We start from the raw sequence: 22,726 nt of genomic DNA on the forward strand, positions 1-22,726 counted from the left end.
ATCCGCATGCCGGGGAAGCAGGCGTGCAGCGCCGGATGAGTGCGGACGGCTGCGTCCCGTCACTTCCTTTTCCGATCCGGGCTAGCAACGCGGCCGCCCTTCTTCAGAGCATCGCATGAGCACTCCCCGCCACACCCGCCTGTCCGGCCTGGAACCGCTGGTCATCACCCCGGACCTGTTGTTCGTCAACGTGGGCGAGCGCACCAACGTCACCGGCAGCGCGCAGTTCCGCAAGCTGATCAAGGAAGAGCGCTACGAAGAGGCGGTGGAGGTGGCGCGCCAGCAGGTCGCCAACGGTGCGCAGATCCTCGACGTCAACATGGACGAGGGTCTGATCGATTCGGAAAAGGCGATGACGCGTTTTCTCAACCTGATCATGTCCGAGCCGGATATCGCGCGCATTCCGGTGATGGTGGATTCGTCCAAGTGGAGCGTGATCGAAGCCGGCCTGAAGTGCCTGCAAGGCAAGAGCGTGGTCAATTCGATCTCGCTCAAGGAAGGCGAAGCGCTGTTCATCGAACAGGCGCGCAAGGTGCTGCGCTATGGCGCTGCCGCGGTGGTGATGGCCTTCGACGAAGTGGGCCAGGCCGACACCTGCGCGCGCAAGGTCGAGATCTGCACGCGCGCCTACAAGGTGCTGACCGAGCAGGTGGGCTTTCCGCCGGAAGACATCATCTTCGACCCGAACATCTTTGCCGTGGCCACCGGCATCGAGGAGCACGACAACTACGCGGTGGACTTCATCGAAGCCACCCGGCAGATCAAACGCACGCTGCCGCATTGCCATGTTTCCGGCGGCGTTTCCAACGTGTCGTTCTCGTTCCGCGGCAACGAGATGGTGCGCCAGGCGATCCACTCGGTGTTCCTGTTCCATGCGATCAAGGCCGGCATGGACATGGGCATCGTCAACGCCGGCGGCATGCCGATCTACGACGAGCTGGACCCGGAACTGCGCGAACGCGTGGAGGATGTGATCCTCAACCGCCGCAAGGACGGCACCGAGCGCCTGCTGGAAATCGCAGAGCGCTACAAGGACAGCAAGGGCGCCACCAGGGTCGAAGATCTGGCATGGCGCGAGAAGCCGGTACGCGCGCGGCTGGCGCATGCGCTGGTGCATGGCATCGATGCGTTCGTGGAAACCGATACCGAAGAAGCACGCCAGCAATCCACACGCCCGCTGGATGTGATCGAAGGCCCGCTGATGGACGGCATGAACGTGGTCGGCGACCTGTTCGGCGCCGGCAAGATGTTCCTGCCGCAGGTGGTCAAATCCGCGCGTGTGATGAAGAAGGCGGTGGCGTACCTGCTGCCCTTCATCGAAGCGGAAAAGCTGCGGACCGGCGATGTCGGCAAGTCCAACGGCAAGATCATCATGGCCACCGTCAAGGGCGATGTGCACGACATCGGCAAGAACATCGTCGGCGTGGTGTTGGCATGCAACAACTTCGATGTGGTGGACCTGGGCGTGATGGTGTCGGCGCAGGTGATACTGGACCGTGCACGCGCAGAGAATGCGGACCTGATCGGCTTGTCCGGCCTGATCACGCCGTCGCTGGAAGAGATGTCGCATGTCGCACGCGAGATGCAGCGACAAGGCTTCGAGATTCCGCTGTTGATCGGTGGCGCCACCACCTCGCGCGCGCACACCGCCTTGAAGATCGACCCGCACTACACCGCCCCCACCGTGTGGGTGAAGGACGCCTCGCGCGCGGTGGGCGTTGCGCAATCGCTGATTTCGCGCGACCTGCGCCAGGCCTTCGTCGCCGCCAACGATGCCGACTACGCGGAGATCCGCGCGCGCCATCGCAACCGCGGCGACGCCAAACGCCTGGTGTCGCTGGAAAAGGCACGCGCACAGCGTTTCGACGGTGATTGGGATACCTACACACCGCCCGCCCCGCGTCAGCCGGGCCTGCACGTGTTCGACGACTATCCGCTGCAGGAGTTGATCGAGCTGATCGACTGGACCCCGTTCTTCCAGGCCTGGGAGCTGGCCGGCAAGTTCCCGGCGATCCTCAGCGACGAGGTGGTCGGCAGCCAGGCCAGCGAGTTGTACCGCGATGCACGCAAGATGCTGCGCACCATCGTCGCCGAAAAGTGGCTGACCGCGAAAGCGGTGTTCGGGCTATGGCCGGCCAATGCAGTAGGCGATGATGTTGTCGTGCTGACCGAGCCTGCAGAATCGGGAATCGGGAATCGGGAATCGCAAGGCGATGCATCAGCGCCGGACCATTCCCGATTCTCCATTCCCCATTCCCTGCACTTCCTGCGCCAACAAGTCGACAAACCCGTCGACCGCCCCGACTTCTGCCTGGCCGATTTCATCGCGCCCAAGAGCAGCGGCAAGCAGGACTGGATCGGCGCGTTTGCAGTCACCGCCGGCATCGGCATCGAGCCGCATGTGGCGCGGTTCGAAGCCGCGCATGACGACTACAATTCGATTCTGCTCAAGGCCCTGGCCGACCGTCTGGCCGAGGCGCTGGCCGAGCGTCTGCATCAACGCGTGCGCACCGAATTCTGGGGCTATGTAGAGGATGAGACGCTGGACAACGAGGCGCTGATCGCCGAGCGCTATCGCGGCATTCGCCCGGCACCGGGGTATCCCGCCTGCCCCGAGCACAGCGAAAAGCGCACCCTGTTCGACCTGCTCGATGCCGAGCGTCATACCACGATGACGCTGACCGAAAGTTTCGCGATGCTGCCCACCGCAGCGGTCTCCGGCTATTACTTCAGCCATCCCAGGAGCCAGTACTTCGTGGTCGGGCGCCTGGGCAAGGAACAGGTGGCCGACTATGCCAAGCGCAAGGGCATCACCGTAGCATTGGCCGAACGTTGGCTGGCATCGAATCTGGATTACGACCCGGAATAAGCACAGCCGCAAACTGCAGATATCGTAGGAGCGCACCCGGGCGCGACGAGGCTTTATCGGTAAAGCCGCATCGCGCCCCGGGGCGCTCCTACGCGGCGCCGACGCATTGCGCGGCGGCGCCCCTTGATCACGCCAGCATCAAGCAGCCGGCCGCAAAACGTTCAAGACCTCGTAGCAGGCGCCCATGGTGTGGTAATCGGTCTTGCCGGCGGGGCTCTTTTCGTCGCTGTACTTGCGATTATCCGCATCCAGAATGCGGTACCACGCACCGTAGCGATGGTCGATCATGTGCTCCCAGGAATACGCCCAGAGCTTGTCGTACCACTGCCAGTAGCGCGGCTCGCCGCTGCGCTGCGCCAGCAACGCCGCCGCCGCCAGCGATTCGGCCTGCACCCAGAAATACTTGTCGTCGTCGCAGACCTTGCCGTCCGGGTCGAAGCCGTAATACAGCCCGCCACGCTGCGCATCCCAGGAGCGCTCCACCGCCACATCGAACAGGTGTTGCGCGGTCGGCAACAACCAGTCGGTCGGTGCGTAGCGATCCAGCAGCATCAGCAGCTTGGCCCATTCGGTCTGATGGCCCGGCTGGAAACCCCAGGGCCGGAACAGGTGCTTGGGATTGTCGCGGTTGTAGTCCCAGTCGATGTTCCATTGCAGATCGTAGTGTTCCCACACCAGGCCATCGGCCTTGGCCGCCTGGCGCCGGGTCATGGTGTCGGCCAGCGACAGCGCACGGTCCAGGTAGCGTTGCTCGCCACTGGCTTCGTACGCGGCGATCATCGCCTCGCACATGTGCATGTTGGCGTTCTGACCGCGGTAGCTGGTGAAGTTGAACTGCGCATCGGCTTCGTCGCGGTACAGGCCGAATTCCGGCTCCCAGAAGTGCTTTTCCAGCAGCTGCCAGGTCTCGTCCATCCATGCGCGCGCCTCCTCGACGCCCGCCTTCAGGCCGCACGAATACGCCAGCAGCACGAAGGCCACGCCGTAGCAGTGATTCATGTCGTCTTCGACCACGCCGTCGCGCAAGGTCCATGCGTAACCGCCGGTGGCCGGATTGCGATGCACGTTGCGCAGATAGTCCAGGCCGTGACGCACCGCCTGCAGGTACTGCGCATCGCCGAATTCGCGATATGCCATCGCGTAGTTAAAGACGAAGCGCGTGCTGCTGACCAGATGCCGATGCCCGGCATCGTAGATCGAACCATCGTCGCGGAAATACTGGAAAAATCCGCCCGCCGGGTCGATCGCGCGCGGGTGGTAGAACGCCATGGTGTCGGCGATATGCTGACGCAGTACATCGGCCGAACGGAAATCGGGTGCGGGGCTCGCAGGCAAACGGCTCATGATTGTTCCTGGATCAGGGAATGGACTTCATCGACGCTCGGCATGGCCGCAAACGCGCCCTTGCGCGTTACCGCGAGCGCGCCGACCGCCGCGGCAAAGCGGATCACCTCGGTGATCGCAGCGGCATCGCCGGACAGCTGCTCCAGCGTGGATGCACGCGTCGCCAGCTGAAACAGCAAGCCACCGACGAACGCATCGCCCGCTGCCGTGCTGTCGCGCACCTGCACGCGGAAGGCCGGTACCTGACCCGAATCGGTGCGTGTCTGCCAGTGCACCGGGCCACCACCGTCGGTGACCAGCAACCAGCTGGCCTGGCCCTGCCAGAGCTTGCGGGTGACCGCGCTGGCGTCGCCATCGAGCGTGCCGGCCAGGTAATCGAGTTCTTCGCGCGAGAGCTTGACCACATCGGCCAGCGCCAACGCCTCCCACAGCAGTGCAGCCGGGTCCACATCCTGCGGCCACAGCATCGGGCGCAGGTTGAGATCCAGGCTGACGATGGCGCCATCGGCGCGTGCGCGGCGCATGCCGTCCAGCGTGCATTGCGCGATCGCAGGCTCGGTCATGCTGTTGGAACACACATGCAGCACGGCGGCCTGCGTGAAGCCGTCCGCGGCGAAATGCTCCGGCCGGAACAGCAGATCCGCCGCAGGCGGACGGTAGAAACTGAAACTGCGTTCGCCGGCTTCATCCAGCGCCACGAAGGCCAGCGCGGTCTTGGCCTGATCGGTGCGCACGACGCCATCGGTGGCGACGCCGGCCTGCTGCAGGCTCTGCAGCAGAAAATCGCCGAACATGTCGCGCCCCAGCATGCCGACGAAATGCGCTGCGCCGCCCAGGCGCGCCACCGCGACCGCGACATTGGCCGGCGCACCGCCGGCGTATTGCGCAAACGTGCGTGCCTCATCCGGACCGGCCTGCGGCAGTGCCAGCATATCGATCAAGGCCTCGCCAAAACACACCACCCGGTTCTTCAAGGCACTCATGCGCGTGCCTCCGCCAGTGCACCGCGCAGACGCGAGCCCCAGATGCCGTAGAACACGATGTACAGGTAGCACACCAGCGGCAACACGAACGACTCGTGCAGACCGATGCTGTCGGCCAGCAGGCCCTGCAGATACGGCACGATGGCGCCGCCGACAATGGCCATGATCAACAGGCTCGAGGCGCGGCCGGTCAGCGGGCCAAGCCGCTCGATGCCCAGCGTAAAGATGGTCGGGAACATGATCGAATTGAACAGGCCGATCGCCACCAGCGCATACACCGCCAGCATGCCGCCGCTGGCCATGGTCAGGCCCAGCAGCAGTGCGTTGATTCCGGCGAACACCGACAACAGCACGCGCGGCGACAACTTGGCCAGCAAGGCCGAACCGATGAAGCGGCCGATCATCGCCAGCGTCCAGTACGCCGACACGTAGTGGGTCGCCTCGCGCTCGGTGAACCCGCCGATCTGCGGCAACGAGAAATAGTTGACCATCAGGCTGCCGATCGCCACTTCCGCACCGACATAGAAGAAGATCGCCAATACACCGAAGCGCACATGCGGATGCGCCAGCGCATCCAGCAGCGAATGCCTGCTTTCATCCTTCTGCGCGCCCGCATCGGTCAGGGCCGGCAGACGGAACAGGAACACGAAGATCGCCAGCAGAAACAGCACGATGCCCAGACCGATGTACGGCCCCTGCACGGCTTGCGCTTCCTGCACGCGATAGGCCAGTTGCTCGGCTTCCGGCAGCACCTTGAGCTGGTCGCCGCTCATCACCGTGTTGGACAGGATCAGCCAGCCACCGAACAGCGGCGCGATCGCGGTACCCAGCGAATTGAGCGCCTGCGCCAGGGTCAAGCGGCTGGACGCACTGCGCTCCGGACCCAGCAGCGCGACATACGGGTTGGCCGCCACCTGCAGGATGGTGATGCCGGTGGCCAGCACGAACAGCGCGCCGAGAAATGCGCCATAGACGCGCAGTTCGGCTGCGGGCCAGAAGCCCAGCGCACCGACCGCGGCAACCGCCAGCCCGGCCACGATGCCTTGCTTGTAGCCAAGCCTGGCCACCAGCCAACCGGCCGGCAGCGACATCAGGAAATACGCGCCGAAGAAGGTGAACTGCACCAGCATCGCCTGCGCGAAGTTGAGTTCGAATACCGCCTTCAGATGCGGGATCAGGATGTCGTTGAGGCAGGTGAGAAAGCCCCACATGAAGAAGATCGTGGTGACGACCGACAACGCAACGCCGTTGTTGACGGGCGCCTTGTTGCCGCTAGGCACTGTGGACTGCGTGGAAAGGGAAACCATAGGAATTGCCTGGTCAGCGGCCTGAGGCCTTGGTGGGGGAATGGGCGGGAGAATCGCTGGGGGAGTGAAGCGGAACCACGGAGATTGACGCGCTGGCGCTGCTGGCGCTGCTGGCGCGGATCTTCAATTCGACTGCGGCGGTCAGGCGCTGCGATGCAAGGGTGGGACTCCCGATACGCTGCAACACCAATTGCGCAGCCTGGCGCCCGCGCGCGCGCGGATCTGCGGCCAGCGTGGTCAGCGCGGGCGTAAACAACGCGGCTTCGGCAATATCGTCGAAACCGGTCACCGCGAAATCGCGCCCTGGCACGATGCTATGCATAGCCAGCGCCGCCATCAGGCCCAACGCGACGCTGTCGTTGTAGCAGACCGCCGCAGTTGCACGATCGTGCTCGGCGCGGTCCAACATGCCAGCGGCGCACAGCGCAGCATCCTGTCGATTCGGTGCGGATTCGACGTAATGCACGGCCAGACCGGCATCGGCCATCGCACGCGCGTAACCGGCGCGGCGTTGCCGGCAGGAACTGGATTCGGCATGGCCACCGAAGAACACGATGCGCCGGTGGCCTTGCGCGATCAGATGCGCGCAGGCAAGCAACGCGCCCTGCTCGTTGTCCAGCGCCAGCAGATCCCAGCCCGCGCCCTCCACTTCGCGGTTGAACAACACCACGTTGTGTTGTCGCCCCAGCACCTGGGTCAGCGCCTGTGCCTGGCTGCCTTCGGCCGGCGACAGGATGATGCCGGCAGGGGTGTGCTCCATCAACGAGGTCAGCACCGCCTGCTGGCGCTGCGTCGATTCGCCGGTGCTGCCGAGCAGGGTCACGTAACCCGCCGCGCCCAGCGCTTCGTCCACGCCTGCGGCGAATTCGGCAAAGAACGGATTGGACAGATCGTTGATGACCAGCGCGATGCTGGATGAGGTGCGGCAGCGCAGATTGGCCGCAGCACGGTTGTAGACGTAGTGCTGCCGATCCAGTTCGGCCTCCACGCGCGCGCGCGTGGTCGCATGCACCAGCGGGCTGCCGCGCAGCACCAACGACACCGTCGCGCGCGATACGCCGATGGCACTGGCGATATCGCGCAGGGTCACCGCCCCGCGTCCGTTGCGGCGCGCGTCGCCGTCCTCCGAAGTGGAGGGCGCCGGTTTGGCACGCGTCACGTTGCCGACCTTGCAATGGAAGAAGTGCGCATGCATCTGGCGTCGATTGGATCGATCCAATTAGGCCTTTTCCGGGCACTCAATGCATGCGGCAGTGCAACATAGGCAGCAGCCGCGACTTCGCCGCCGCCTTCCATCGTCCCATCACTGAAACGCAATCGACAGGCCGATTCCACCCTGCCAGTCCGGGCTCTCCGAGGTCAGCCCGCGCAGCACCGAGACATCCAGTTGCATCGCGTGCGGCAGCTGCCACGCACCGCCGGCGCCGGCCACACGCGAATGCTCGCTGCCGGTATCGAAACCTGCCTCGGCATAACTGCTGAAACGCTCGCCGGAAAAGAACGTGTAGTTGGGCGAGAAGGTCCAGGTATGCCCGTCGCTGTCGCGCGCATAGTTGACGTATAGCGCCAGTGCGCGCTGCTGGGCCAGATCCCAGGACGCGGTCACGCCCAGTTCGCGCGCGTAGCCATCGCTGAAGGCAGCGCTGCCGGTCGGCACGCTGTAGCTGCCGAGCGCGGCCCAATGAAAGCTGTCCGACTGCGACGGCAATGCCACCTTCAGGCCGATATGGCTATCGCCTCCGCCACGCACATGCGCACCGCCGCCGTGCTGCCAGTTGTAGCTGTCGCTGCCGACCTGCAGTTCCACGTTCTGGAACAGGCCCAGGCGCAGCACCGTATCGGCGGTGTACTGCGTGATTCGCTGTCCGTCGCTGCGATCGGTACTCGCATCCGGCAGACCCTGCTCCCAAGCGAACACACCGGGCTGCAGCACCTCGGCGGCAAACGGAATGCCGGGACGGTCGAACGCGGGCGCATCCCCCGTCTGTGCAGCGGCCTGCCCACTCATCCCGCATAACGCAAACATGGCAGCGGCCAACACCGTGGCGCGCGTCGCCTGCAAACCCGAAGCGCCACGCGCGGTGGAGGCAACCGACGCAACGGCACGGGACTTCAACTCTTTCGACAACATGGACATACGCGGCACCATCGGCAGGAGTGGGCAGCGACGCAGTGGGCACCATGCCCGGCTGCGTCGACAGTAACGCGGCGATGGTGCCGCGCGCACCGTGACCGGCCCGTGTATCGCTGGCGGTGCGTTTGCCGCATAGCTCGACCCGAAGGCGCGCAAGTAACGATTCAAGCACGCAACACACAGGGCAACGCACAAAAAACATGGGCACCCATCAGGTGCCCATGTGCCAACGCAAAACCATCTACGCAGCCTTACCAGACCAGGTCGTCGGGCACCTGGTACTGGGGATCGGCATACGGGTCTTCGCCTGCCGGCGCATTCGGGTCCACCTTCAATGCTACCGATGGCGCAAATACCGCTTCCGCCTCGGCCAGTGCCTCGGCAGTCACCAACAGGTAACGGCCATTGAGCTGCAGCACGCCCAGCTCGCCGGCATTAAGCGCCTTGAGCTGATCGGCGGTCACATAGATACGTTTGATCTTGCCGCCATACGGAAAATGCCGGGCGATATCGGCATCGGCATGATTCAGCCCCTTGTCCTTGAGCAGTTCTTCGAGTTTGGTCTTGGCTTCGCGACGCAGGCGTGCTTCTTCCTGCTTGAGCCGCTCGGCTTCGATGCGCTCGTCCTTCTCGCGTTGCGCGCGGATCGCATAGGCCTTGGCCAGGTCGATATCCTCACGCGTGCGTGCCGGCCTGGGTCCGCGGCGGTCGGCCGTGGACTGCGGCGGACGTTGCGACCCTGCCGGCTTGCCATCGTTGCGACGCTCCGGCCTGCCGTCATTCTTGCGCTCGCCCTTGCCGTCGGTCGCCGCAGCGGCATGCGGCCGCTGCGGTCCCCTGCCCTGGCCGCCCGGCTTGTTGCCGCCGGGCGCAGGCCTGCCACCGTTGCCATGTTGACGCGCGGCAGGCCGTGCGTCGGGTTTGCGTTCGGGCTTGGGTGCGGACTTGAAGCCCAACCCAAGCAACTGGTCACGTAAGGTATCGCTCATGGCGGTGGCAATCTGCAATCAATAATGCGGAGGCGGCGGTTCATCCGCTGCGTCGGCAAACAACGTGGAGCGCACCTTGCCCAGATCCTCGAGCAGGTGGCGGATCAGTCCGGCATTGCGGGCGCCCGTCAAACGGGCGTCCGCAAGTGCTTCACTCAGTTCATTGAGCGCCTGCTCCTGAAAGGACAGGCGCGTTTCCAGTTCAACCAACCGCGCGTCCAGTTCCTGGTCGCGCGGCGAGAGTTGCTCATGCATGCAACGAACGGCCTCGTCCGATGGCGTAGTAGGCCAGACCTGCGGCCTCGATTTCCTGCGGATCGTAAAGGTTGCGGCCGTCGAACACGACGTCGTCCTTCAAGGCCTGCTTGATCTTGCCGAAATCCGGGCTGCGGAACTGCTTCCACTCGGTGACCACGACCAGGGCGTCGGCGCCTTCCAGTGCGGCAAATGCCTCGTCGCAGAAGGTCAGATCGTCGCGCTCGCCGAAGATGCGCTTGGCTTCATGGGTTGCTTCCGGGTCGTAGGCACGCACGGTGGCACCGGCCTCCCACAACTGCTCCATCAAACGGCGGCTGGACGCGGCACGCATGTCGTCGGTATTGGGCTTGAATGCCAGGCCCCACACCGCGAATGTCTTGCCGGCAATGCTGCCGGTGCCCTCAGCGCCGTAATGACGCTGCACCAGTTCGAACAGGTGCCCCTTCTGCGCGTTGTTGACGCTTTCCACCGCGTTGAGCAGGGTCGGCTCCATGCCGTACTGCTCTGCGGTCTTGGCCAGTGCCTGCACATCCTTCGGGAAGCACGAGCCGCCATAACCGGCGCCGGGATAGATGAAGTGCCAGCCGATGCGCGGATCCGAACCGATCCCGTTACGAACGTGCTCGACGTCCGCACCGACACGCTCGGCAATGTTGGCGATCTCGTTCATGAAACTGATCTTGGTCGCCAGCATTGCGTTGGCCGCGTACTTGGTCAGCTCGGCCGAACGCACGTCCATCTCCACGATGCGATCGCGGTTGCGGTTGAACGGCGCATACAGACGACGCATGCGGGCAATGGCCGCCGGCTTCTTGGCGCCGATCACGATGCGATCCGGACGCATGCAGTCGGCCACGGCGTCGCCTTCCTTGAGGAACTCGGGGTTGGAGACCACATCGAACTCATGGTCCAGGCCGCGTGCGTCCAGCTCTTCCTGGATCGCGGCGCGCACCTTGTCGGCGGTGCCGACCGGCACGGTGGACTTGTTGACGACCACCGACGGGCCATCGATATGCCGACCGACGGTGCGCGCAACCGCCAGCACGTACTGCAGGTCGGCACTGCCGTCCTCGTCCGGCGGCGTGCCCACGGCGATGAAGGTGATTTCGCCGTGCGCAATCGCCTCGGCCGCATCGGTGGTGAAGCGCAACCGGCCAGAGGCGTGGTTGGCTTTCACCATCGGCTCCAAGCCGGGTTCATAGATGGGAATCACCCCACGATTGAGACCATCAACTTTCGCCTGGTCGATATCCACGCAGATAACGTGATGACCTACTTCCGCCAGACAGGTACCGGTGACAAGACCAACATAGCCGGTACCAAAGATCGCAACTCGCATGGGTGGGGGTACTCCTGTGGGGGATCAGGGAAGGATACCCATCAGTTCGACATCGAACGTCAACGTTGCGTCTGGTCCGATCGGCCCCCCCTGCGTGCCGTTCGGGCCATAGGCCAAGTTGGATGGAATCCAGAAACGATATTTCGAACCGACCGGCATCAATGCGACGCCCTCGGTCCAACCAGCAATGACTTGATTCAGACCGAACTCGGCCGGCTGGCCGCGCTGGTAGGAGCTGTCGAATACCTGCCCGTTGAGCAGCTTGCCTTCGTAGTTCACGCGCACCGTATTGGTGGGCATCGGACGCTCGCCGCTGCCCTGGCGCAGCACCGTGTACTGCAGGCCCGACGCGGTGGTGATCACGCCCTTCTCGGTCTTGTTCTTGGCCAGGAAGGCATTGCCTTCCTCACGATTCTTGGCGCCGGCAGCGCCCTGCTTGGCAGAGGCAAACGCCTGCATGGTGGCAGCGGCTTCCTGCTGGGTCAGACGCGTGGTGCCCTTGGCGAACACGGTGCGCACCGCTTCCATCAGGATCGACAGATCGATCTCGTCCTTGATGCCGGCCAGCGACGGACCGACCGCGCGATCGCCCAGCATCAGGCCGACATTTTCCTTGGACGGCGCGGCCGGCGCGCTACCCGGCGCCATGCCCGGAACCTGCTGGCCGTTACGCGCCGCCAGCGCCGTGCGCAGTGCGGTGTCGGTGGCCTGGGTCTGCTCGTCGGACAACAGCGGCTTGCCGCCCTTGAATGCATTCTCGATGGCGCGTTGCAGTGCGCTCACATCGATGTCCTGGGCAATCGGCTCGAACGAACGTGCCACGTCCATACCGATGGCGTAGCTGACGTTGTCGCGCGTGCTCTTCTCAGACGATGCATTCAAAACTGGCTTCTCCTTGGTGGCCGCTGCGGCCGGTTGCTGCGACATCGCCGGCATCGATGCCGACAGTGCCACCATCAGTAGCGACGCCGCCGCGCCGCGCTTTCCCATCTTCATTCGATGCACTTCCCGAAAGTGAAAAGACACGCCGACGCCGGCGCTGAATGCGCATTGTCGCATGTGCGCGTGGCCTTGCGAGCGCCGTGCTCAGCGCGACGGCGCGTTGAGCTCGCGTTCGATTGCCGCCAGCACGCTCGGATCGTCCGGTTTGATCTTGCTGGGGAACTGCGCCACCACCCGTCCATTGCGCCCGATCAGATACTTGTGGAAGTTCCAGCCCGGCGCCACACCGGTGGCCTGGGTCAGGCGCTGATACAGCGGCGTGGCCTGCGCACCCAGCACATGCACCTTCTCAAACATCGGGAACTTGACGCCATAGGTCAGCGTGCAGAATTCCTGGATCTGCTTCTCAGATCCCGGTTCCTGCCCCTGGAAATCGTTGGACGGAAAGCCCAGCACCGAAAAACCGCGGCTGCCGAAACGCTGGTTGAGCGCCTCCAGCCCTTCGTACTGCGGCGTGTAGCCGCACTTGCTGGCGGTATTGACCACCATCAGCACCTTGCCGCCGTAGGTACGGTTCAGGTTGATTGGCGCCTTGCCGGCCAGCGGCCGGTAATCCAGATCCAGCACCGGCGCGCCGGCGGCCAGCGCGGAGGCGGAGAAAAAGCCAGCGAATACAACGACCAGCAGACGCTTGAGCAACATGAGCGATCCCTTTCGATAGGTCCGGGCCACCCGCCGACGCGGGGTGCCATCAGTTGGGTATGACAGGCAGTTGACTGTCTGCGTGTCGGTGTTATAGTTTAATACAACACCAGTCATCCAACGCAGGGGAAAGCATGAACAGCACACGCTTCACGCGACCAGCTCCATTGCTGCTGTTCGGCAGCGCCCTGTTCGCCATTGGTTGCCTGGGAGCCGCTTCCAGTCAGGTCACGGAGTCCGGCGCCGATTATGGCGTGTCGGAGGCGGTTACGGAAAACGCGACAACTCCCCCCGAGGCGCGCACCCGGCCCAGCCGGCACCTGCGCACCTCGCTGTCGATGCCCTATTTCTCCTTCGCGCAGGTTCTGCGTCCACGGAGCTGACCATGAACGACATCCAATGGAGCGACGGCGCTCCCATCTACCGCCAACTCAAGGAACGGGTGATAGCCATGATGCTCGATGGAATCCTCAAGCCTGGCGACGCCCTGCCCTCGGTACGGCAGGTGGCGGCCGACTACCAACTCAATCCCATCACCGTCTCGCGCGCCTACCAGGAACTGGCCGACGAGAACCTGGTGGAGAAACGCCGCGGCCTGGGCATGTTCATGACCCCGGAGGCCGCACAGAAATTGCGCGGCAGCGAGCGCGAGCGTTTCCTGAATGAAGAATGGCCCGCAGTGCTGGAACGCATCCAGCGCCTGGGACTGTCCATCGACGATCTGTTGCCACAGGGAAAAACACCATGACCGCCGTCTCCTCCGACCATGTGGTCGACGCACGTGGCCTGCGCAAGGCTTACAAGCATCGGCTCGCGCTGGACAACACCAGCTTCACCATCGCCGCCGGGCGCATCGTCGGCCTGATCGGCCCCAACGGCGCCGGCAAGACCACTGCGCTCAAGGCGGTGCTGGGGCTGACCGATTTCGATGGCGAACTCAGCGTGCTCGGCATGGATCCGCGCACCCAGCGCAATGCGCTGATGAACGAGGTCTGCTTCATCGCCGACGTGGCGGTACTGCCGCGCTGGCTGCGGGTTGGCGAGGCGATCGACTTCGTCGCCGGCGTGCATCCGCGCTTCGATCGCGCCAAGTGCGAACGCTTCCTGGCCAATACGCAGCTCAATCGCAAGTCGCGGGTGCGCGAACTGTCCAAGGGCATGATCGTGCAGCTGCACCTGGCGCTGGTGATGGCGATCGATGCCCGCATCCTGGTGCTGGACGAGCCCACCCTGGGCCTGGACATCCTGTATCGCAAGCAGTTCTACCAGCGCCTGCTGGAGGACTACTTCGACGAACAGAAGACCATCATCGTCACCACCCACCAGGTCGAAGAGATCGAACACATCCTCACCGATGTGATGTTCATCCGCGACGGCCGCATCGTGCTGACCGCCGACATGGAAAACGTGGCCGAGCGATACACCGAAGTGCTGGTGGGTGCCGAGCATCTCGACGCCGCCAGAGGCCTGCAGCCGATCGACGAGCGCAGCCTGCCGTTCGGCAAGACCGTGATGCTGTTCGATGGCGTGCCGAAAGCGCAGCTCGCCCGTTTTGGCGAAACCCGCAATCCCGGCCTTGCCGACCTGTTCGTTGCGGTCATGAAGGGGACCTACGCATGAATGCACTCACTCACCAAGCTTCTCCCGCACGCACGTTCGGCTGGCTGCTCAAACGCGAGTACTGGGAACACCGTGGCGGTTTCGTCTGGGCACAGATCATCACCGGCGGCATCGCGGTGTTCTTCGCGCTGCTGGGCGCGGTGATCGGCGCGATCAGCGCGCGTCGCAACATGATCGGCGACAGCATCACGATGGACGATCTGGCCGAATACACGCGCACCCTGGGCCAGGTCGGCGACGGCCTGCTGCTCGGCGGCATCGGCATCGCCTCGGTGGTCCTGGCGTTCGTGGTGTTCTTCTATTCGCTGGGCAGCCTGTACGACGACCGCCGCGACCGCAGCGTGCTGTTCTGGAAATCGCTGCCGGTGTCCGATGTGCAGACGGTGCTGTCCAAGGCCGCCTGGGCGCTGTTGCTGGCGCCGCTGATCGCCATCGTGATCGGCGTGCTGGTCGGCCTGGCACTGTGGCTGATCGCCATCGTGGGCGCCTCGATCGCCGGCGTCCCCAGCCCCTGGGCCCTGGCCACCCATTCGCACCCGTTCGCGTTGCTGTGGCTGTTGCTGAAGACCGTGCCGATGAGTCTGCTGTGGGCGTTGCCGACGGTGGGCTGGTTGATGTTCTGCTCGGCCTGGGCCACCAGCAAGCCGTTCCTGTGGGCGGTGCTGTTTCCGCTGCTGGCCTGCGTGATGCTGAGCATCCTCTCGGCGATGCCGGGTATCTCGCTGCCGATCGGCTGGATCTGGTACATCGTCGGCTACCGCGGCCTGCTCAGCGCCCTGCCCGGCACCTGGTCGCCGCGTGCGGTCAGCGGCAACCTCGACAGCAGTGCGATGCAGACCCCCAACGACCTGGTGCAGTGGGCGCTGCAGCACACCGACAGCGCACGGGTCTACGGCAATCCGGACATCTGGATCGGCGCTGCAATCGGCGTAGCCCTGATCGCCGCCTCCATCTACCTGCGCCGTCGGCGCTCCGAAGCCTGAAGGACATCCCATGCGTCGTCTGCTGAGTCTGGCCATCCTGTTCGCCGTGCCCGGCGCTGCGTTTGCCGAGGAGCAATGCAAGTTCTCCGAACCGCGCAGCCTGGAGTTGAAGCTGAGCGGAGTGAAGTCGGTGCTGTTCGAGGTCGGCTCAAACGACCTGCATCTGGACGCCGCGCCGGGGAACGGCGGGCGCCTGGGCGGCCGCGCCTGCGCCGCCAGGGCCGATCTGCTCAAGGGCCTGACCGTCTCCCAGAAGCGCGTCGGCGACAAGCTGGTGGTGACGCTGGCCGATGACCGCCCGCTGCGCATCTCCATCGGCGACAGCTACTCGTACCTGGACCTGCGCGGCAGCGTGCCGGACACGCTGCTGGTGCAGTTCGACGTGGGCTCCGGTGACGCCGAGATCAGCGGCGCTGCGGCCGTGAGTGCCGATGTCGGTTCCGGCGACATGGCCATCCGCCGCACCAGGGGCCGGGTCACCGCCAAGGTCGGTTCCGGCGATATCGAACTGGAAGAGATGGGGTCGCTGCGCGTGCTGGCGATCGGCTCGGGCGATCTCAAGGCCAGGCAGGTGCATGGCGCAGCGGAGGTTGGCAAGGTCGGTTCGGGCGACGTCAAGCTGCGCGGCGTGGCAGGCAACGTCAAGTTCGGCACGATCGGCTCCGGCGATGTCGACATCGACGATGTGCAAGGCGATGTCGGCGTGGAAGCGGTCAACTCCGGCGCCCTGAGCGTGCACAAGGTGCGCGGCGACGTCAGCGTCGCGCGCAAGGGCAGCGGCGATATCGACGTCAGCGATGTGGCCGGCACCACCCGCGTGCCGACCGACAACTGACCGCTGCATTGACCATTCAAGAGGGGAACGGCTGATGAAACTGTTGATTTCTGCGGTATTGGTGGGTGCGCTGCTGGTCGGTTGCGGCAAGTCCGAACCCACGGTCGTGGTGTCGGGCAAGACCAACGCGAACGGGGTGATCTTCAACGGCAAGAGCCTGACGCTCCACCGCGACGGCCTGCCCGCGGCCACCATCGGCGTGGATGGCGCGCTCAGCATCGCCGGCAAGCCGGTGAGCCTGAACGATGCGCAGCGGCAGGCGATGCGCGGTGTCTACGTGCAGATCCAGGGCGTCGCCGATAAAGGCATCGACATTGGCACGCAGGGCGCGGCCTTCGGTGCGCATGCCGCCGGCGAAGCACTCAAGGGCGTGCTCAGCGGCAACACCGACCAGATCGGCGACAAGATCGAAGCGCAGGCGGAAACCTTCAAACACACTGCGATGCAGATCTGCGATCAGCTGGCCAAGCTGCGCAACGCGCAGGACGCCGCCGCGCAACTGGTGCCGGCATTCGCGCCGTACTCGACCCTCACCCAGCACGATATCGACGACTGCCGCAAGTAAGCGTGGCCTGGATCGCCGCTGCGCCCGCAACGACGGGCGCAGCGACTGATCGGAACCGGAGGGATCGTCACGCCGATTGCTGCGCGCACGCCAGGCACCCGATACCGCCTGCGACAGCTTGTCAGCCGCGCCATGTGCCGCAGGCGCCGATCGGCTGGTCGGAGCGGGATTACACTAGTGCGCTCCCTGAACCCGGCGACCCCATGAACAAGTTGGTGATGCTCTGCATGGCGCTTCTGCTATGCGCCCTGACCGCCTGCGGCGACCAGTCGTCGCGGCGCGCCGAACGCGGCAAGCCGCGCGTTGCCATCACCACCCAGTCGGTGATGATCCGCCGCCCACCGGCGGCCAATGCGGAAATCACCCCGGACGGCACGCTGAAGATCGACGATATCGCGCTGCCGCAAAAGGAGCCGACGCGCGCCAAGTTGCAGCTGCTGTTCGGGCACCTGCAGATGCTGCGGCAGCAGGCCGTCAACGAGGCTGGCGCGGATCCGGAGTACAAGTCGATCAAGCTGACCGCCACGCCGGAGATCCAGAAGCTCAGCGGCGAATTGCTCGATGAAATCCCGTCACTGCAGCCGTATCGCGAGAGCTTCGGCAACGTGCAGGCCGAGCGGCACTGAGTCCTGGCAACGCCGCGGATTCGCGCAATGCCGTGTAGGAGCGCACCTGGGCGCGACGGGGCGTTGTCGATAAAGCCCCATCGCGCCCAGGCGCGCTCCTACGCGCGCACGCTGCGGTGGTCAGCCACCGCCGCCCGTGCTGCCGGCCTGGATGCCACCGCGGGTCAGCGCAGCCGGATCCAGCAAACGGCGCAGATCCGCCTCGCTGAGCCCGCTGTCTTCCAGCGCCACGTCCAGCACCGGGCGCTGTTCCTTGTAGGCACGCTTGGCGATCGCCGCGGCCTTCTCGTAGCCGATGATCGGGTTGAGCGCGGTGACCAGGATCGGATTGCGGTCCAGCGCCTCGCGCACGCGCTCCTGGCGCACCTTCAACCCGGCAATCGCGCTATCGGCCAGCAGCCGCGCCACATTGCCCAGCAAGTTGATCGAGTCCAGCAGGTTGTAGGCGATCAACGGCAGCGTCACGTTCAACTGAAAGTTGCCGGTCTGCCCCGCCACGGTGATCGCAGTGTGGTGGCCGATCACCTGCGCGCAGGCCATCACGGTGGCTTCGGGAATCACCGGGTTGACCTTGCCCGGCATGATCGAACTGCCCGGCTGCAGCGCCGGCAACTCGATCTCGCCCAGCCCGGCCAGGGGGCCGGCATTCATCCAGCGCAGGTCGTTGGCGATCTTGATCAATGCCACCGCCAGCGCATTGAGCTGACCGGACAACTCCACCGCATCGTCCTGCGCGGCCAGGCCTTCGAACTTGTTGTCGGCACTCTCGAACTTGAACTTGCTCAAGCCCGACAAGGCCTTGGCCACCTTGCCGCCGAAACGCGGATCGGCATTGATGCCGGTGCCGATTGCGGTGCCGCCCAGCGGCAGCCGCCGCAGGCGCTTGAGGGCATCGTCGATGCGCTCCTGCGCCGAACTCAGCTGCGCCGACCATGCACCGAATTCCTGGCCAAAGGTCAGCGGCATCGCATCCATCAGATGCGTGCGCCCGGTCTTGACGACCTTGTTCAGCCCCTTGCCGCGCTTGTCGATGGTCTTGCGCAGATGCTTGAGCGCCGGCTGCAGGTGTTCCTGCACCGCCAGCAACGCCGACACCCGGATCGCGGTGGGCACCACGTCGTTGGAACTCTGCCCGAGGTTGACGTGATCGTTGGGATGCACCGCGTCCTTGCCGGCGCGCGTGGCCAGCGTGGCGATCACCTCGTTGGCATTCATGTTGGACGAGGTGCCCGAGCCGGTCTGGTAGACGTCGATCGGAAACTGCGCGTCATACGTGCCGTCGGCGACCTGCAGCGCCGCGTCCTGCACGGCCTTGCCGATCGACTTGGGCAGCAGCCCGAGCTCGGCATTGACGCCGGCCGCAGCGGCCTTGATCAGCCCCAGCGCGCGGATGAAGCCACGCGGCATCGGCTGGCCGGACACCGGAAAATTCTGCACGGCACGCTGGGTCTGCGCGCCCCACAAGGCATCGGCGGGCACCTGCAATTCGCCCATGCTGTCGTGTTCGGTCCTGAAACGTTCGCTCATCTGCACTCTCCGCACATGGTTGGTTTGTGGTGATGGATGGCTGGCAGCGGGCGTACCCACGCTGGCGAGGCTGCCTACGATACTCGCTCGCGGCGTTGCGACCGTGTCGTCGCAAGCCCTGGGCTAGACTGCCCAATGATCCATACGAGGTACCACGCCGCCATGGGCGACGACCCTGACTGTAGAAACGCATCGTTTGCGTCTTGCTTGCTTGCACACCGCCCCGGCACTGACGCGCAGCCGCTGACATACCGCGTCACCGCCGCTACGCGCCATGGAGGCGGACGCCATGTTGGGTAATGTGCTGCTGTTGTTCGTCGCACTGCTGCTGGTGCTGTTGAACGGTTTCTTCGTTGCCGCCGAGTTCGCGCTGGTCAAGCTGCGCCACACGCAGGCGGTGGGCCTGGCGCAGAACAACGGTTGGCGTGGACGGTTGTTGCTCGGGGTACATGCGCATCTGGATGCCTACCTGTCGGCGTGCCAGCTCGGCATCACCCTGGCCTCGCTCGGCCTGGGCTGGGTCGGCGAGCCGGCCTTCGCGCATCTGCTGCAGCCCTTGTTCGATACCGCCGGCCTGTCGCCGGAAGCGGCACAGTTCACCGCACTGGCGATCGCCTTCAGCCTGATTTCGTTCCTGCACATCGTGCTGGGCGAACTGGCGCCCAAGACCATGGCGATCCGCCGCCCGGAGCGGATGTCGCTGTGGACCGCCGCGCCGCTCTACGTGTTCTATTGGCTGATGTACCCGGCGATCTGGGTGCTCAACACCAGCGCCAACCGCCTGCTGCGGGTGCTGGGCTGGGGCGATGTGGAACACCAGTCGCACCGCTATTCACGCGAGGAGCTGATGCTGATCGTCGGCCGCCAGGATCCCAACGCCGCCACGCCCGATCACGGGCTGGCCCTGATGAGCCATGCACTGGAACTGCCCGACCTGGTCGCCGGCGACCTGATGCGCCCGCGCGAGCACCTGCGCAGCCTGCGCGAAGGCATGACGCTGGAATCGGTGCTGGCCGAGTTCAGCGAGTCGCGCTACAGCCGCTACCCGTGGTTCGACGCCGACGGCGAGCAGGTGCTGGGCATCCTGCACACCAAGGATCTGCTGGTGGCGATGGCACGCAGCCAGGATCTGGACGATCTGCGCCCGTTGCTGCGCCCGCCCACCCTGCTGACCCTGGAAACCCCGATCCCCAGCGCGCTGGAGCAGTTCCGCACCGGCACCACCCATCTGGCGCTGTGCGTGGAGGACGAGGGCCGCATCCTGGGCTTCTTCACCCTGGAAGACCTGCTGGAAGTGGTGGTCGGCGAGATCGAGGACGAGCACCGCCACGTGATGCGCGATGCCCCGATCCGCAGCCAGGACGGCTCGCTGCTGGTGGCCGGCAGCACGTCGATCTTCCGCCTGGAACGTCTGCTGGGCCAGGACCTGAGCGCGCCGGACCACGTCAATTCGGTCGGCGGGCTGATAGTGCACCAATTGCAACGGCTGCCCGAAGAAGGCGAAACCCTGGAGCTGGACGGCCACGCACTGACCGTGCGGCGCATGGCCGGGCACCGGATCCAGGCCATCACGGTGCGGCCGATCGGCGAAGCCGGCGCCGGGGCGGCGTAGAATACGCACCCCCGCCAGCCTCCCAGTGCCCTGCCCATGTCGGATTCCGCCCTGCTCGCCCTGTCCCCGCTCGACGGCCGCTACGCTTCCAAAGTGGATGCGCTGCGCCCGATCTTCTCCGAATACGGCCTGATCAGGGCGCGGGTCAAGGTCGAGATCGAATGGCTGCTGGCATTGGCCGCCGAGCCGGGCATCGCCGAGCTGGCGCCGTTCTCGGCCGCCGCCACCCAGACCCTGCGCCGCCTGGCCGACGACTTCAGCGTCGGCGATGCCGCGCGGGTCAAGCAGATCGAGCGCACCACCAACCACGACGTCAAGGCGGTGGAGTACTTCATCAAGGAACAGCTCAAGGACGATGCCGAGCTGGGCCCGGCGCTGGAATTCGTGCATTTCGCCTGCACCAGCGAGGACATCAACAACCTCAGCTACGGCCTGATGCTGGAGCAGGCGCGCCGCGAGGTGCTGCTGCCGACGCTGGACGGCATCACCGCCAGCCTGCGCACCCTGGCCCATGCCCAGGCCGGCCAGCCGATGCTGTCGCGCACGCATGGCCAGACCGCCTCGCCCACCACGCTTGGCAAGGAAATCGCCAATGTGGTCGCGCGCCTGGAGCGGCAGCGCAAGCAGATCGCCGCGGTCGAACTCACCGGCAAGATCAACGGCGCGGTCGGCAACTACAACGCGCACCTGGTGTCGTACCCGGAGCTGGACTGGGCCGCGTTCGCGCAGCGCTTCGTCGAAAGCCTGGGCCTGGTGTTCAACCCCTACACCACCCAGATCGAGCCGCATGACAACGTGGCCGAAATCGGCGACGCCAGCCGCCGCGTCAACACCATCCTGATCGACCTGTCGCGCGACATCTGGGGCTACATCTCGCTGGGCTACTTCAAGCAGAAGCTCAAGGAGGGCGAAGTCGGTTCATCGACCATGCCGCACAAGGTCAACCCGATCGACTTCGAAAATGCCGAAGGCAATTTCGGCATCGCCAATGCGCTGTTCGAGCATTTTTCCGCCAAGCTGCCGATCAGCCGCTGGCAGCGCGACCTCACCGACTCCACCGTGCTGCGCGCGCTCGGCACCGCGTTCGGCCATACCCAGGTCGCGCTGGATTCGCTGGCCAAGGGCCTTGGCAAGCTGACCGTCAATCCCGAACGCCTGGATGCCGATCTGGATGCGGCCTGGGAAGTACTGGCCGAAGCCGTGCAGACGGTGATGCGTCGCCACGGCCTGCCCAACCCCTACGAGCAGCTCAAGGCGCTGACCCGCGGCCAGGGCATCACTGCCGCGTCCATGCAGGCCTTTGTCGAGAGCCTGCAGTTGCCGGAGCAGGACAAGCAGCGGCTGCGGGCGCTGACGCCGGGTGCCTACACCGGGCTGGCCGAACAGCTGGCGCGCGCGATCTAAGCAGCGGTATCCATCCACCGGTATCACGCCCTTGTATCCAGCTGCCAGGAGTATTGCCATGGCATTGCGCGCGCTGCTGTCTGCCTCCCTGCTTGCGTCGGTGGCCTGCGGATTGCTGGCCTGCGGGAAGCAGGCCACTCCCGACTCGCACCCGGACTCCCCCGCTGCCGCGCCGCACGCGCCGGCCGGCGTGGCGGCCGCACCGGTTCCGTCGGTGCCGAGCATGGACGGCGCCACCCAGGTCGCCAGCAACGGCGAGCGGCCGACACTGATGGTCACCTCGACCAGCGGCACGGTCAGCTGCGACGGCCATAACGTCGATCTGACCGGCCAGAACGCCAATCTGGTCCTCAAGGGTGACTGCGGCACGATCGCGGTGCTGGGCCAGCATGCGATCGTGCAGATCGAGCGCGCCGAGGCAGTGCGCATGGTCGGCAACGATGCCCAGGTCACCCTCGCCGGCGATGCCAGCACCATCGAACTGTTCAGCCGCACCTCCACACTCAAGGCCGGCCGCATCGGCACGCTGCTGGTGCCGGGCGACGACAACCAGGTACAGGCGCAGGCGATCGCCTCCGCCACGCTGCACGGCCGCGGCAACCGCATCACCCAGCAATCCGGCACTGCGATGGTCAACGACTACGGCAGCGACAACCAGATCTCCACCCGCTGATCTGCTGACACCGA

22 protein-coding genes are annotated in these 22,726 nt (G+C 65.2%); 11 read left to right on the forward strand and 11 right to left on the reverse strand.

Annotated features, from left to right (window positions below; translation table 11 throughout):
• Nucleotides 1–115 precede the first annotated feature (115 nt).
• The gene (gene metH / locus XARJCFBP2528_RS19040) at nt 116–2,869 is read left to right on the forward strand and encodes a methionine synthase (RefSeq protein ID WP_047124998.1); all 2,754 of its coding nucleotides are present in this window, start codon (nt 116–118) and stop codon (nt 2,867–2,869) included.
• 138 nt (nt 2,870–3,007) lie between these two features.
• Here metH and XARJCFBP2528_RS19045 read toward each other — a convergent pair whose 3' ends face one another.
• The 10 genes from XARJCFBP2528_RS19045 to XARJCFBP2528_RS19090 form a co-directional block, all read right to left on the reverse strand.
• Nucleotides 3,008–4,213, reverse strand: a complete 1,206-nt coding sequence (locus XARJCFBP2528_RS19045) for an AGE family epimerase/isomerase (RefSeq protein ID WP_047124999.1) — start codon at nt 4,211–4,213, stop codon at nt 3,008–3,010.
• Entirely contained in the window at nt 4,210–5,196 is a 987-nt protein-coding gene (locus XARJCFBP2528_RS19050) for a carbohydrate kinase family protein (protein WP_016904985.1), read from the reverse strand. The genes XARJCFBP2528_RS19045 and XARJCFBP2528_RS19050 overlap by 4 nt, the downstream gene beginning before the upstream one ends.
• A complete protein-coding gene (fucP, locus tag XARJCFBP2528_RS19055) occupies nt 5,193–6,503 on the reverse strand; it encodes an L-fucose:H+ symporter permease (protein WP_039812780.1) in 1,311 nt (436 codons plus the stop codon). The genes XARJCFBP2528_RS19050 and fucP overlap by 4 nt, the downstream gene beginning before the upstream one ends.
• Nucleotides 6,504–6,516: 13 nt before the next feature.
• Complete coding sequence (locus tag XARJCFBP2528_RS19060) at nt 6,517–7,698, reverse strand: LacI family DNA-binding transcriptional regulator (RefSeq protein WP_047125000.1); 1,182 nt, start codon at nt 7,696–7,698, stop codon at nt 6,517–6,519.
• Between the two features lie 108 nt (nt 7,699–7,806).
• Nucleotides 7,807–8,652, reverse strand: coding sequence for a transporter (locus XARJCFBP2528_RS19065; protein ID WP_039812786.1), 846 nt, complete (start codon nt 8,650–8,652; stop codon nt 7,807–7,809).
• A gap of 236 nt (nt 8,653–8,888) precedes the next feature.
• On the reverse strand, nt 8,889–9,626 hold the full coding sequence (locus XARJCFBP2528_RS19070; protein ID WP_343122745.1) for a DUF2058 domain-containing protein: 738 nt from the start codon (nt 9,624–9,626) through the stop codon (nt 8,889–8,891).
• Between the two features lie 18 nt (nt 9,627–9,644).
• Nucleotides 9,645–9,881 carry a SlyX family protein gene (locus XARJCFBP2528_RS19075; RefSeq protein ID WP_016901529.1) on the reverse strand — a complete coding sequence of 79 codons (237 nt, stop codon included), beginning with the start codon at nt 9,879–9,881 and terminating at the stop codon, nt 9,645–9,647.
• A complete protein-coding gene (locus XARJCFBP2528_RS19080) occupies nt 9,874–11,223 on the reverse strand; it encodes a UDP-glucose dehydrogenase family protein (RefSeq protein WP_047125002.1) in 1,350 nt (449 codons plus the stop codon). Before XARJCFBP2528_RS19080 ends, XARJCFBP2528_RS19075 begins: the two co-directional genes overlap by 8 nt.
• A 24-nt stretch (nt 11,224–11,247) precedes the next feature.
• The gene (locus XARJCFBP2528_RS19085; RefSeq protein ID WP_047125003.1) at nt 11,248–12,219 is read right to left on the reverse strand and encodes an FKBP-type peptidyl-prolyl cis-trans isomerase; all 972 of its coding nucleotides are present in this window, start codon (nt 12,217–12,219) and stop codon (nt 11,248–11,250) included.
• Nucleotides 12,220–12,309: 90 nt separating this feature from the next.
• A complete protein-coding gene (locus tag XARJCFBP2528_RS19090) occupies nt 12,310–12,867 on the reverse strand; it encodes a glutathione peroxidase (RefSeq protein ID WP_016901532.1) in 558 nt (185 codons plus the stop codon).
• 134 nt (nt 12,868–13,001) lie between these two features.
• Here XARJCFBP2528_RS19090 and XARJCFBP2528_RS19095 point away from each other — a divergent pair, with 134 nt between their 5' ends.
• From XARJCFBP2528_RS19095 to XARJCFBP2528_RS19125, 7 genes are all read left to right on the forward strand, one after another.
• On the forward strand, nt 13,002–13,250 hold the full coding sequence (locus tag XARJCFBP2528_RS19095) for a hypothetical protein (RefSeq protein ID WP_047125004.1): 249 nt from the start codon (nt 13,002–13,004) through the stop codon (nt 13,248–13,250).
• Between the two features lie 2 nt (nt 13,251–13,252).
• The gene (locus XARJCFBP2528_RS19100; protein ID WP_003483692.1) at nt 13,253–13,615 is read left to right on the forward strand and encodes a GntR family transcriptional regulator; all 363 of its coding nucleotides are present in this window, start codon (nt 13,253–13,255) and stop codon (nt 13,613–13,615) included.
• Nucleotides 13,612–14,487: an ABC transporter ATP-binding protein gene (locus XARJCFBP2528_RS19105; RefSeq protein WP_016901534.1), complete on the forward strand. Its 876-nt coding sequence runs from the start codon at nt 13,612–13,614 to the stop codon at nt 14,485–14,487. The genes XARJCFBP2528_RS19100 and XARJCFBP2528_RS19105 overlap by 4 nt, the downstream gene beginning before the upstream one ends.
• Nucleotides 14,484–15,470, forward strand: coding sequence for an ABC transporter permease (locus tag XARJCFBP2528_RS19110; protein WP_016901535.1), 987 nt, complete (start codon nt 14,484–14,486; stop codon nt 15,468–15,470). Before XARJCFBP2528_RS19105 ends, XARJCFBP2528_RS19110 begins: the two co-directional genes overlap by 4 nt.
• A gap of 10 nt (nt 15,471–15,480) precedes the next feature.
• On the forward strand, nt 15,481–16,305 hold the full coding sequence (locus tag XARJCFBP2528_RS19115) for a DUF4097 family beta strand repeat-containing protein (protein ID WP_016901536.1): 825 nt from the start codon (nt 15,481–15,483) through the stop codon (nt 16,303–16,305).
• A gap of 34 nt (nt 16,306–16,339) precedes the next feature.
• Complete coding sequence (locus XARJCFBP2528_RS19120) at nt 16,340–16,870, forward strand: YggN family protein (protein WP_016901537.1); 531 nt, start codon at nt 16,340–16,342, stop codon at nt 16,868–16,870.
• Between the two features lie 203 nt (nt 16,871–17,073).
• Nucleotides 17,074–17,496 (forward strand): hypothetical protein, encoded by a 423-nt coding sequence (locus XARJCFBP2528_RS19125; protein ID WP_016901538.1) that lies wholly within the window; start codon nt 17,074–17,076, stop codon nt 17,494–17,496.
• 120 nt (nt 17,497–17,616) lie between these two features.
• Here the strand turns inward: XARJCFBP2528_RS19125 and XARJCFBP2528_RS19130 are convergent, their stop codons facing one another.
• Nucleotides 17,617–19,023, reverse strand: coding sequence for a class II fumarate hydratase (locus XARJCFBP2528_RS19130; RefSeq protein ID WP_016901539.1), 1,407 nt, complete (start codon nt 19,021–19,023; stop codon nt 17,617–17,619).
• A 289-nt stretch (nt 19,024–19,312) separates the two neighbouring features.
• On the opposite strand from XARJCFBP2528_RS19130, the gene XARJCFBP2528_RS19135 reads away from it, so the two are divergent.
• The 3 genes from XARJCFBP2528_RS19135 to XARJCFBP2528_RS19145 are packed head-to-tail and all read left to right on the forward strand — an operon-like array spanning nt 19,313 to nt 22,712.
• Entirely contained in the window at nt 19,313–20,635 is a 1,323-nt protein-coding gene (locus tag XARJCFBP2528_RS19135) for a hemolysin family protein (protein WP_026064104.1), read from the forward strand.
• Between the two features lie 36 nt (nt 20,636–20,671).
• The gene (purB, locus tag XARJCFBP2528_RS19140; RefSeq protein ID WP_016901541.1) at nt 20,672–22,039 is read left to right on the forward strand and encodes an adenylosuccinate lyase; all 1,368 of its coding nucleotides are present in this window, start codon (nt 20,672–20,674) and stop codon (nt 22,037–22,039) included.
• A 58-nt stretch (nt 22,040–22,097) separates the two neighbouring features.
• Nucleotides 22,098–22,712, forward strand: coding sequence for a DUF3060 domain-containing protein (locus XARJCFBP2528_RS19145; protein WP_016901542.1), 615 nt, complete (start codon nt 22,098–22,100; stop codon nt 22,710–22,712).
• The last annotated feature ends 14 nt before the right edge of the window (nt 22,713–22,726 follow it).

It is taken from the genome of Xanthomonas arboricola pv. juglandis (genome assembly GCF_001013475.1).
GTDB classification, from domain to species: Bacteria; Pseudomonadota; Gammaproteobacteria; order Xanthomonadales; family Xanthomonadaceae; genus Xanthomonas; species Xanthomonas arboricola.

What these genes read in the sequence shown, in the direction of transcription:
- metH (WP_047124998.1), top strand. Translation starts at nt 116, where the DNA reads ATGAGCACTCCCCGCCACACCCGCCTGTCCGGCCTGGAACCGCTGGTC.
- XARJCFBP2528_RS19045 (WP_047124999.1), bottom strand. Translation starts at nt 4,213, where the DNA reads ATGAGCCGTTTGCCTGCGAGCCCCGCACCCGATTTCCGTTCGGCCGAT.
- XARJCFBP2528_RS19050 (WP_016904985.1), bottom strand. Translation starts at nt 5,196, where the DNA reads ATGAGTGCCTTGAAGAACCGGGTGGTGTGTTTTGGCGAGGCCTTGATC.
- fucP (WP_039812780.1), bottom strand. Translation starts at nt 6,503, where the DNA reads ATGGTTTCCCTTTCCACGCAGTCCACAGTGCCTAGCGGCAACAAGGCG.
- XARJCFBP2528_RS19060 (WP_047125000.1), bottom strand. Translation starts at nt 7,698, where the DNA reads ATGCATGCGCACTTCTTCCATTGCAAGGTCGGCAACGTGACGCGTGCC.
- XARJCFBP2528_RS19065 (WP_039812786.1), bottom strand. Translation starts at nt 8,652, where the DNA reads ATGGTGCCGCGTATGTCCATGTTGTCGAAAGAGTTGAAGTCCCGTGCC.
- XARJCFBP2528_RS19070 (WP_343122745.1), bottom strand. Translation starts at nt 9,626, where the DNA reads ATGAGCGATACCTTACGTGACCAGTTGCTTGGGTTGGGCTTCAAGTCC.
- XARJCFBP2528_RS19075 (WP_016901529.1), bottom strand. Translation starts at nt 9,881, where the DNA reads ATGCATGAGCAACTCTCGCCGCGCGACCAGGAACTGGACGCGCGGTTG.
- XARJCFBP2528_RS19080 (WP_047125002.1), bottom strand. Translation starts at nt 11,223, where the DNA reads ATGCGAGTTGCGATCTTTGGTACCGGCTATGTTGGTCTTGTCACCGGT.
- XARJCFBP2528_RS19085 (WP_047125003.1), bottom strand. Translation starts at nt 12,219, where the DNA reads ATGAAGATGGGAAAGCGCGGCGCGGCGGCGTCGCTACTGATGGTGGCA.
- XARJCFBP2528_RS19090 (WP_016901532.1), bottom strand. Translation starts at nt 12,867, where the DNA reads ATGTTGCTCAAGCGTCTGCTGGTCGTTGTATTCGCTGGCTTTTTCTCC.
- XARJCFBP2528_RS19095 (WP_047125004.1), top strand. Translation starts at nt 13,002, where the DNA reads ATGAACAGCACACGCTTCACGCGACCAGCTCCATTGCTGCTGTTCGGC.
- XARJCFBP2528_RS19100 (WP_003483692.1), top strand. Translation starts at nt 13,253, where the DNA reads ATGAACGACATCCAATGGAGCGACGGCGCTCCCATCTACCGCCAACTC.
- XARJCFBP2528_RS19105 (WP_016901534.1), top strand. Translation starts at nt 13,612, where the DNA reads ATGACCGCCGTCTCCTCCGACCATGTGGTCGACGCACGTGGCCTGCGC.
- XARJCFBP2528_RS19110 (WP_016901535.1), top strand. Translation starts at nt 14,484, where the DNA reads ATGAATGCACTCACTCACCAAGCTTCTCCCGCACGCACGTTCGGCTGG.
- XARJCFBP2528_RS19115 (WP_016901536.1), top strand. Translation starts at nt 15,481, where the DNA reads ATGCGTCGTCTGCTGAGTCTGGCCATCCTGTTCGCCGTGCCCGGCGCT.
- XARJCFBP2528_RS19120 (WP_016901537.1), top strand. Translation starts at nt 16,340, where the DNA reads ATGAAACTGTTGATTTCTGCGGTATTGGTGGGTGCGCTGCTGGTCGGT.
- XARJCFBP2528_RS19125 (WP_016901538.1), top strand. Translation starts at nt 17,074, where the DNA reads ATGAACAAGTTGGTGATGCTCTGCATGGCGCTTCTGCTATGCGCCCTG.
- XARJCFBP2528_RS19130 (WP_016901539.1), bottom strand. Translation starts at nt 19,023, where the DNA reads ATGAGCGAACGTTTCAGGACCGAACACGACAGCATGGGCGAATTGCAG.
- XARJCFBP2528_RS19135 (WP_026064104.1), top strand. Translation starts at nt 19,313, where the DNA reads ATGTTGGGTAATGTGCTGCTGTTGTTCGTCGCACTGCTGCTGGTGCTG.
- purB (WP_016901541.1), top strand. Translation starts at nt 20,672, where the DNA reads ATGTCGGATTCCGCCCTGCTCGCCCTGTCCCCGCTCGACGGCCGCTAC.
- XARJCFBP2528_RS19145 (WP_016901542.1), top strand. Translation starts at nt 22,098, where the DNA reads ATGGCATTGCGCGCGCTGCTGTCTGCCTCCCTGCTTGCGTCGGTGGCC.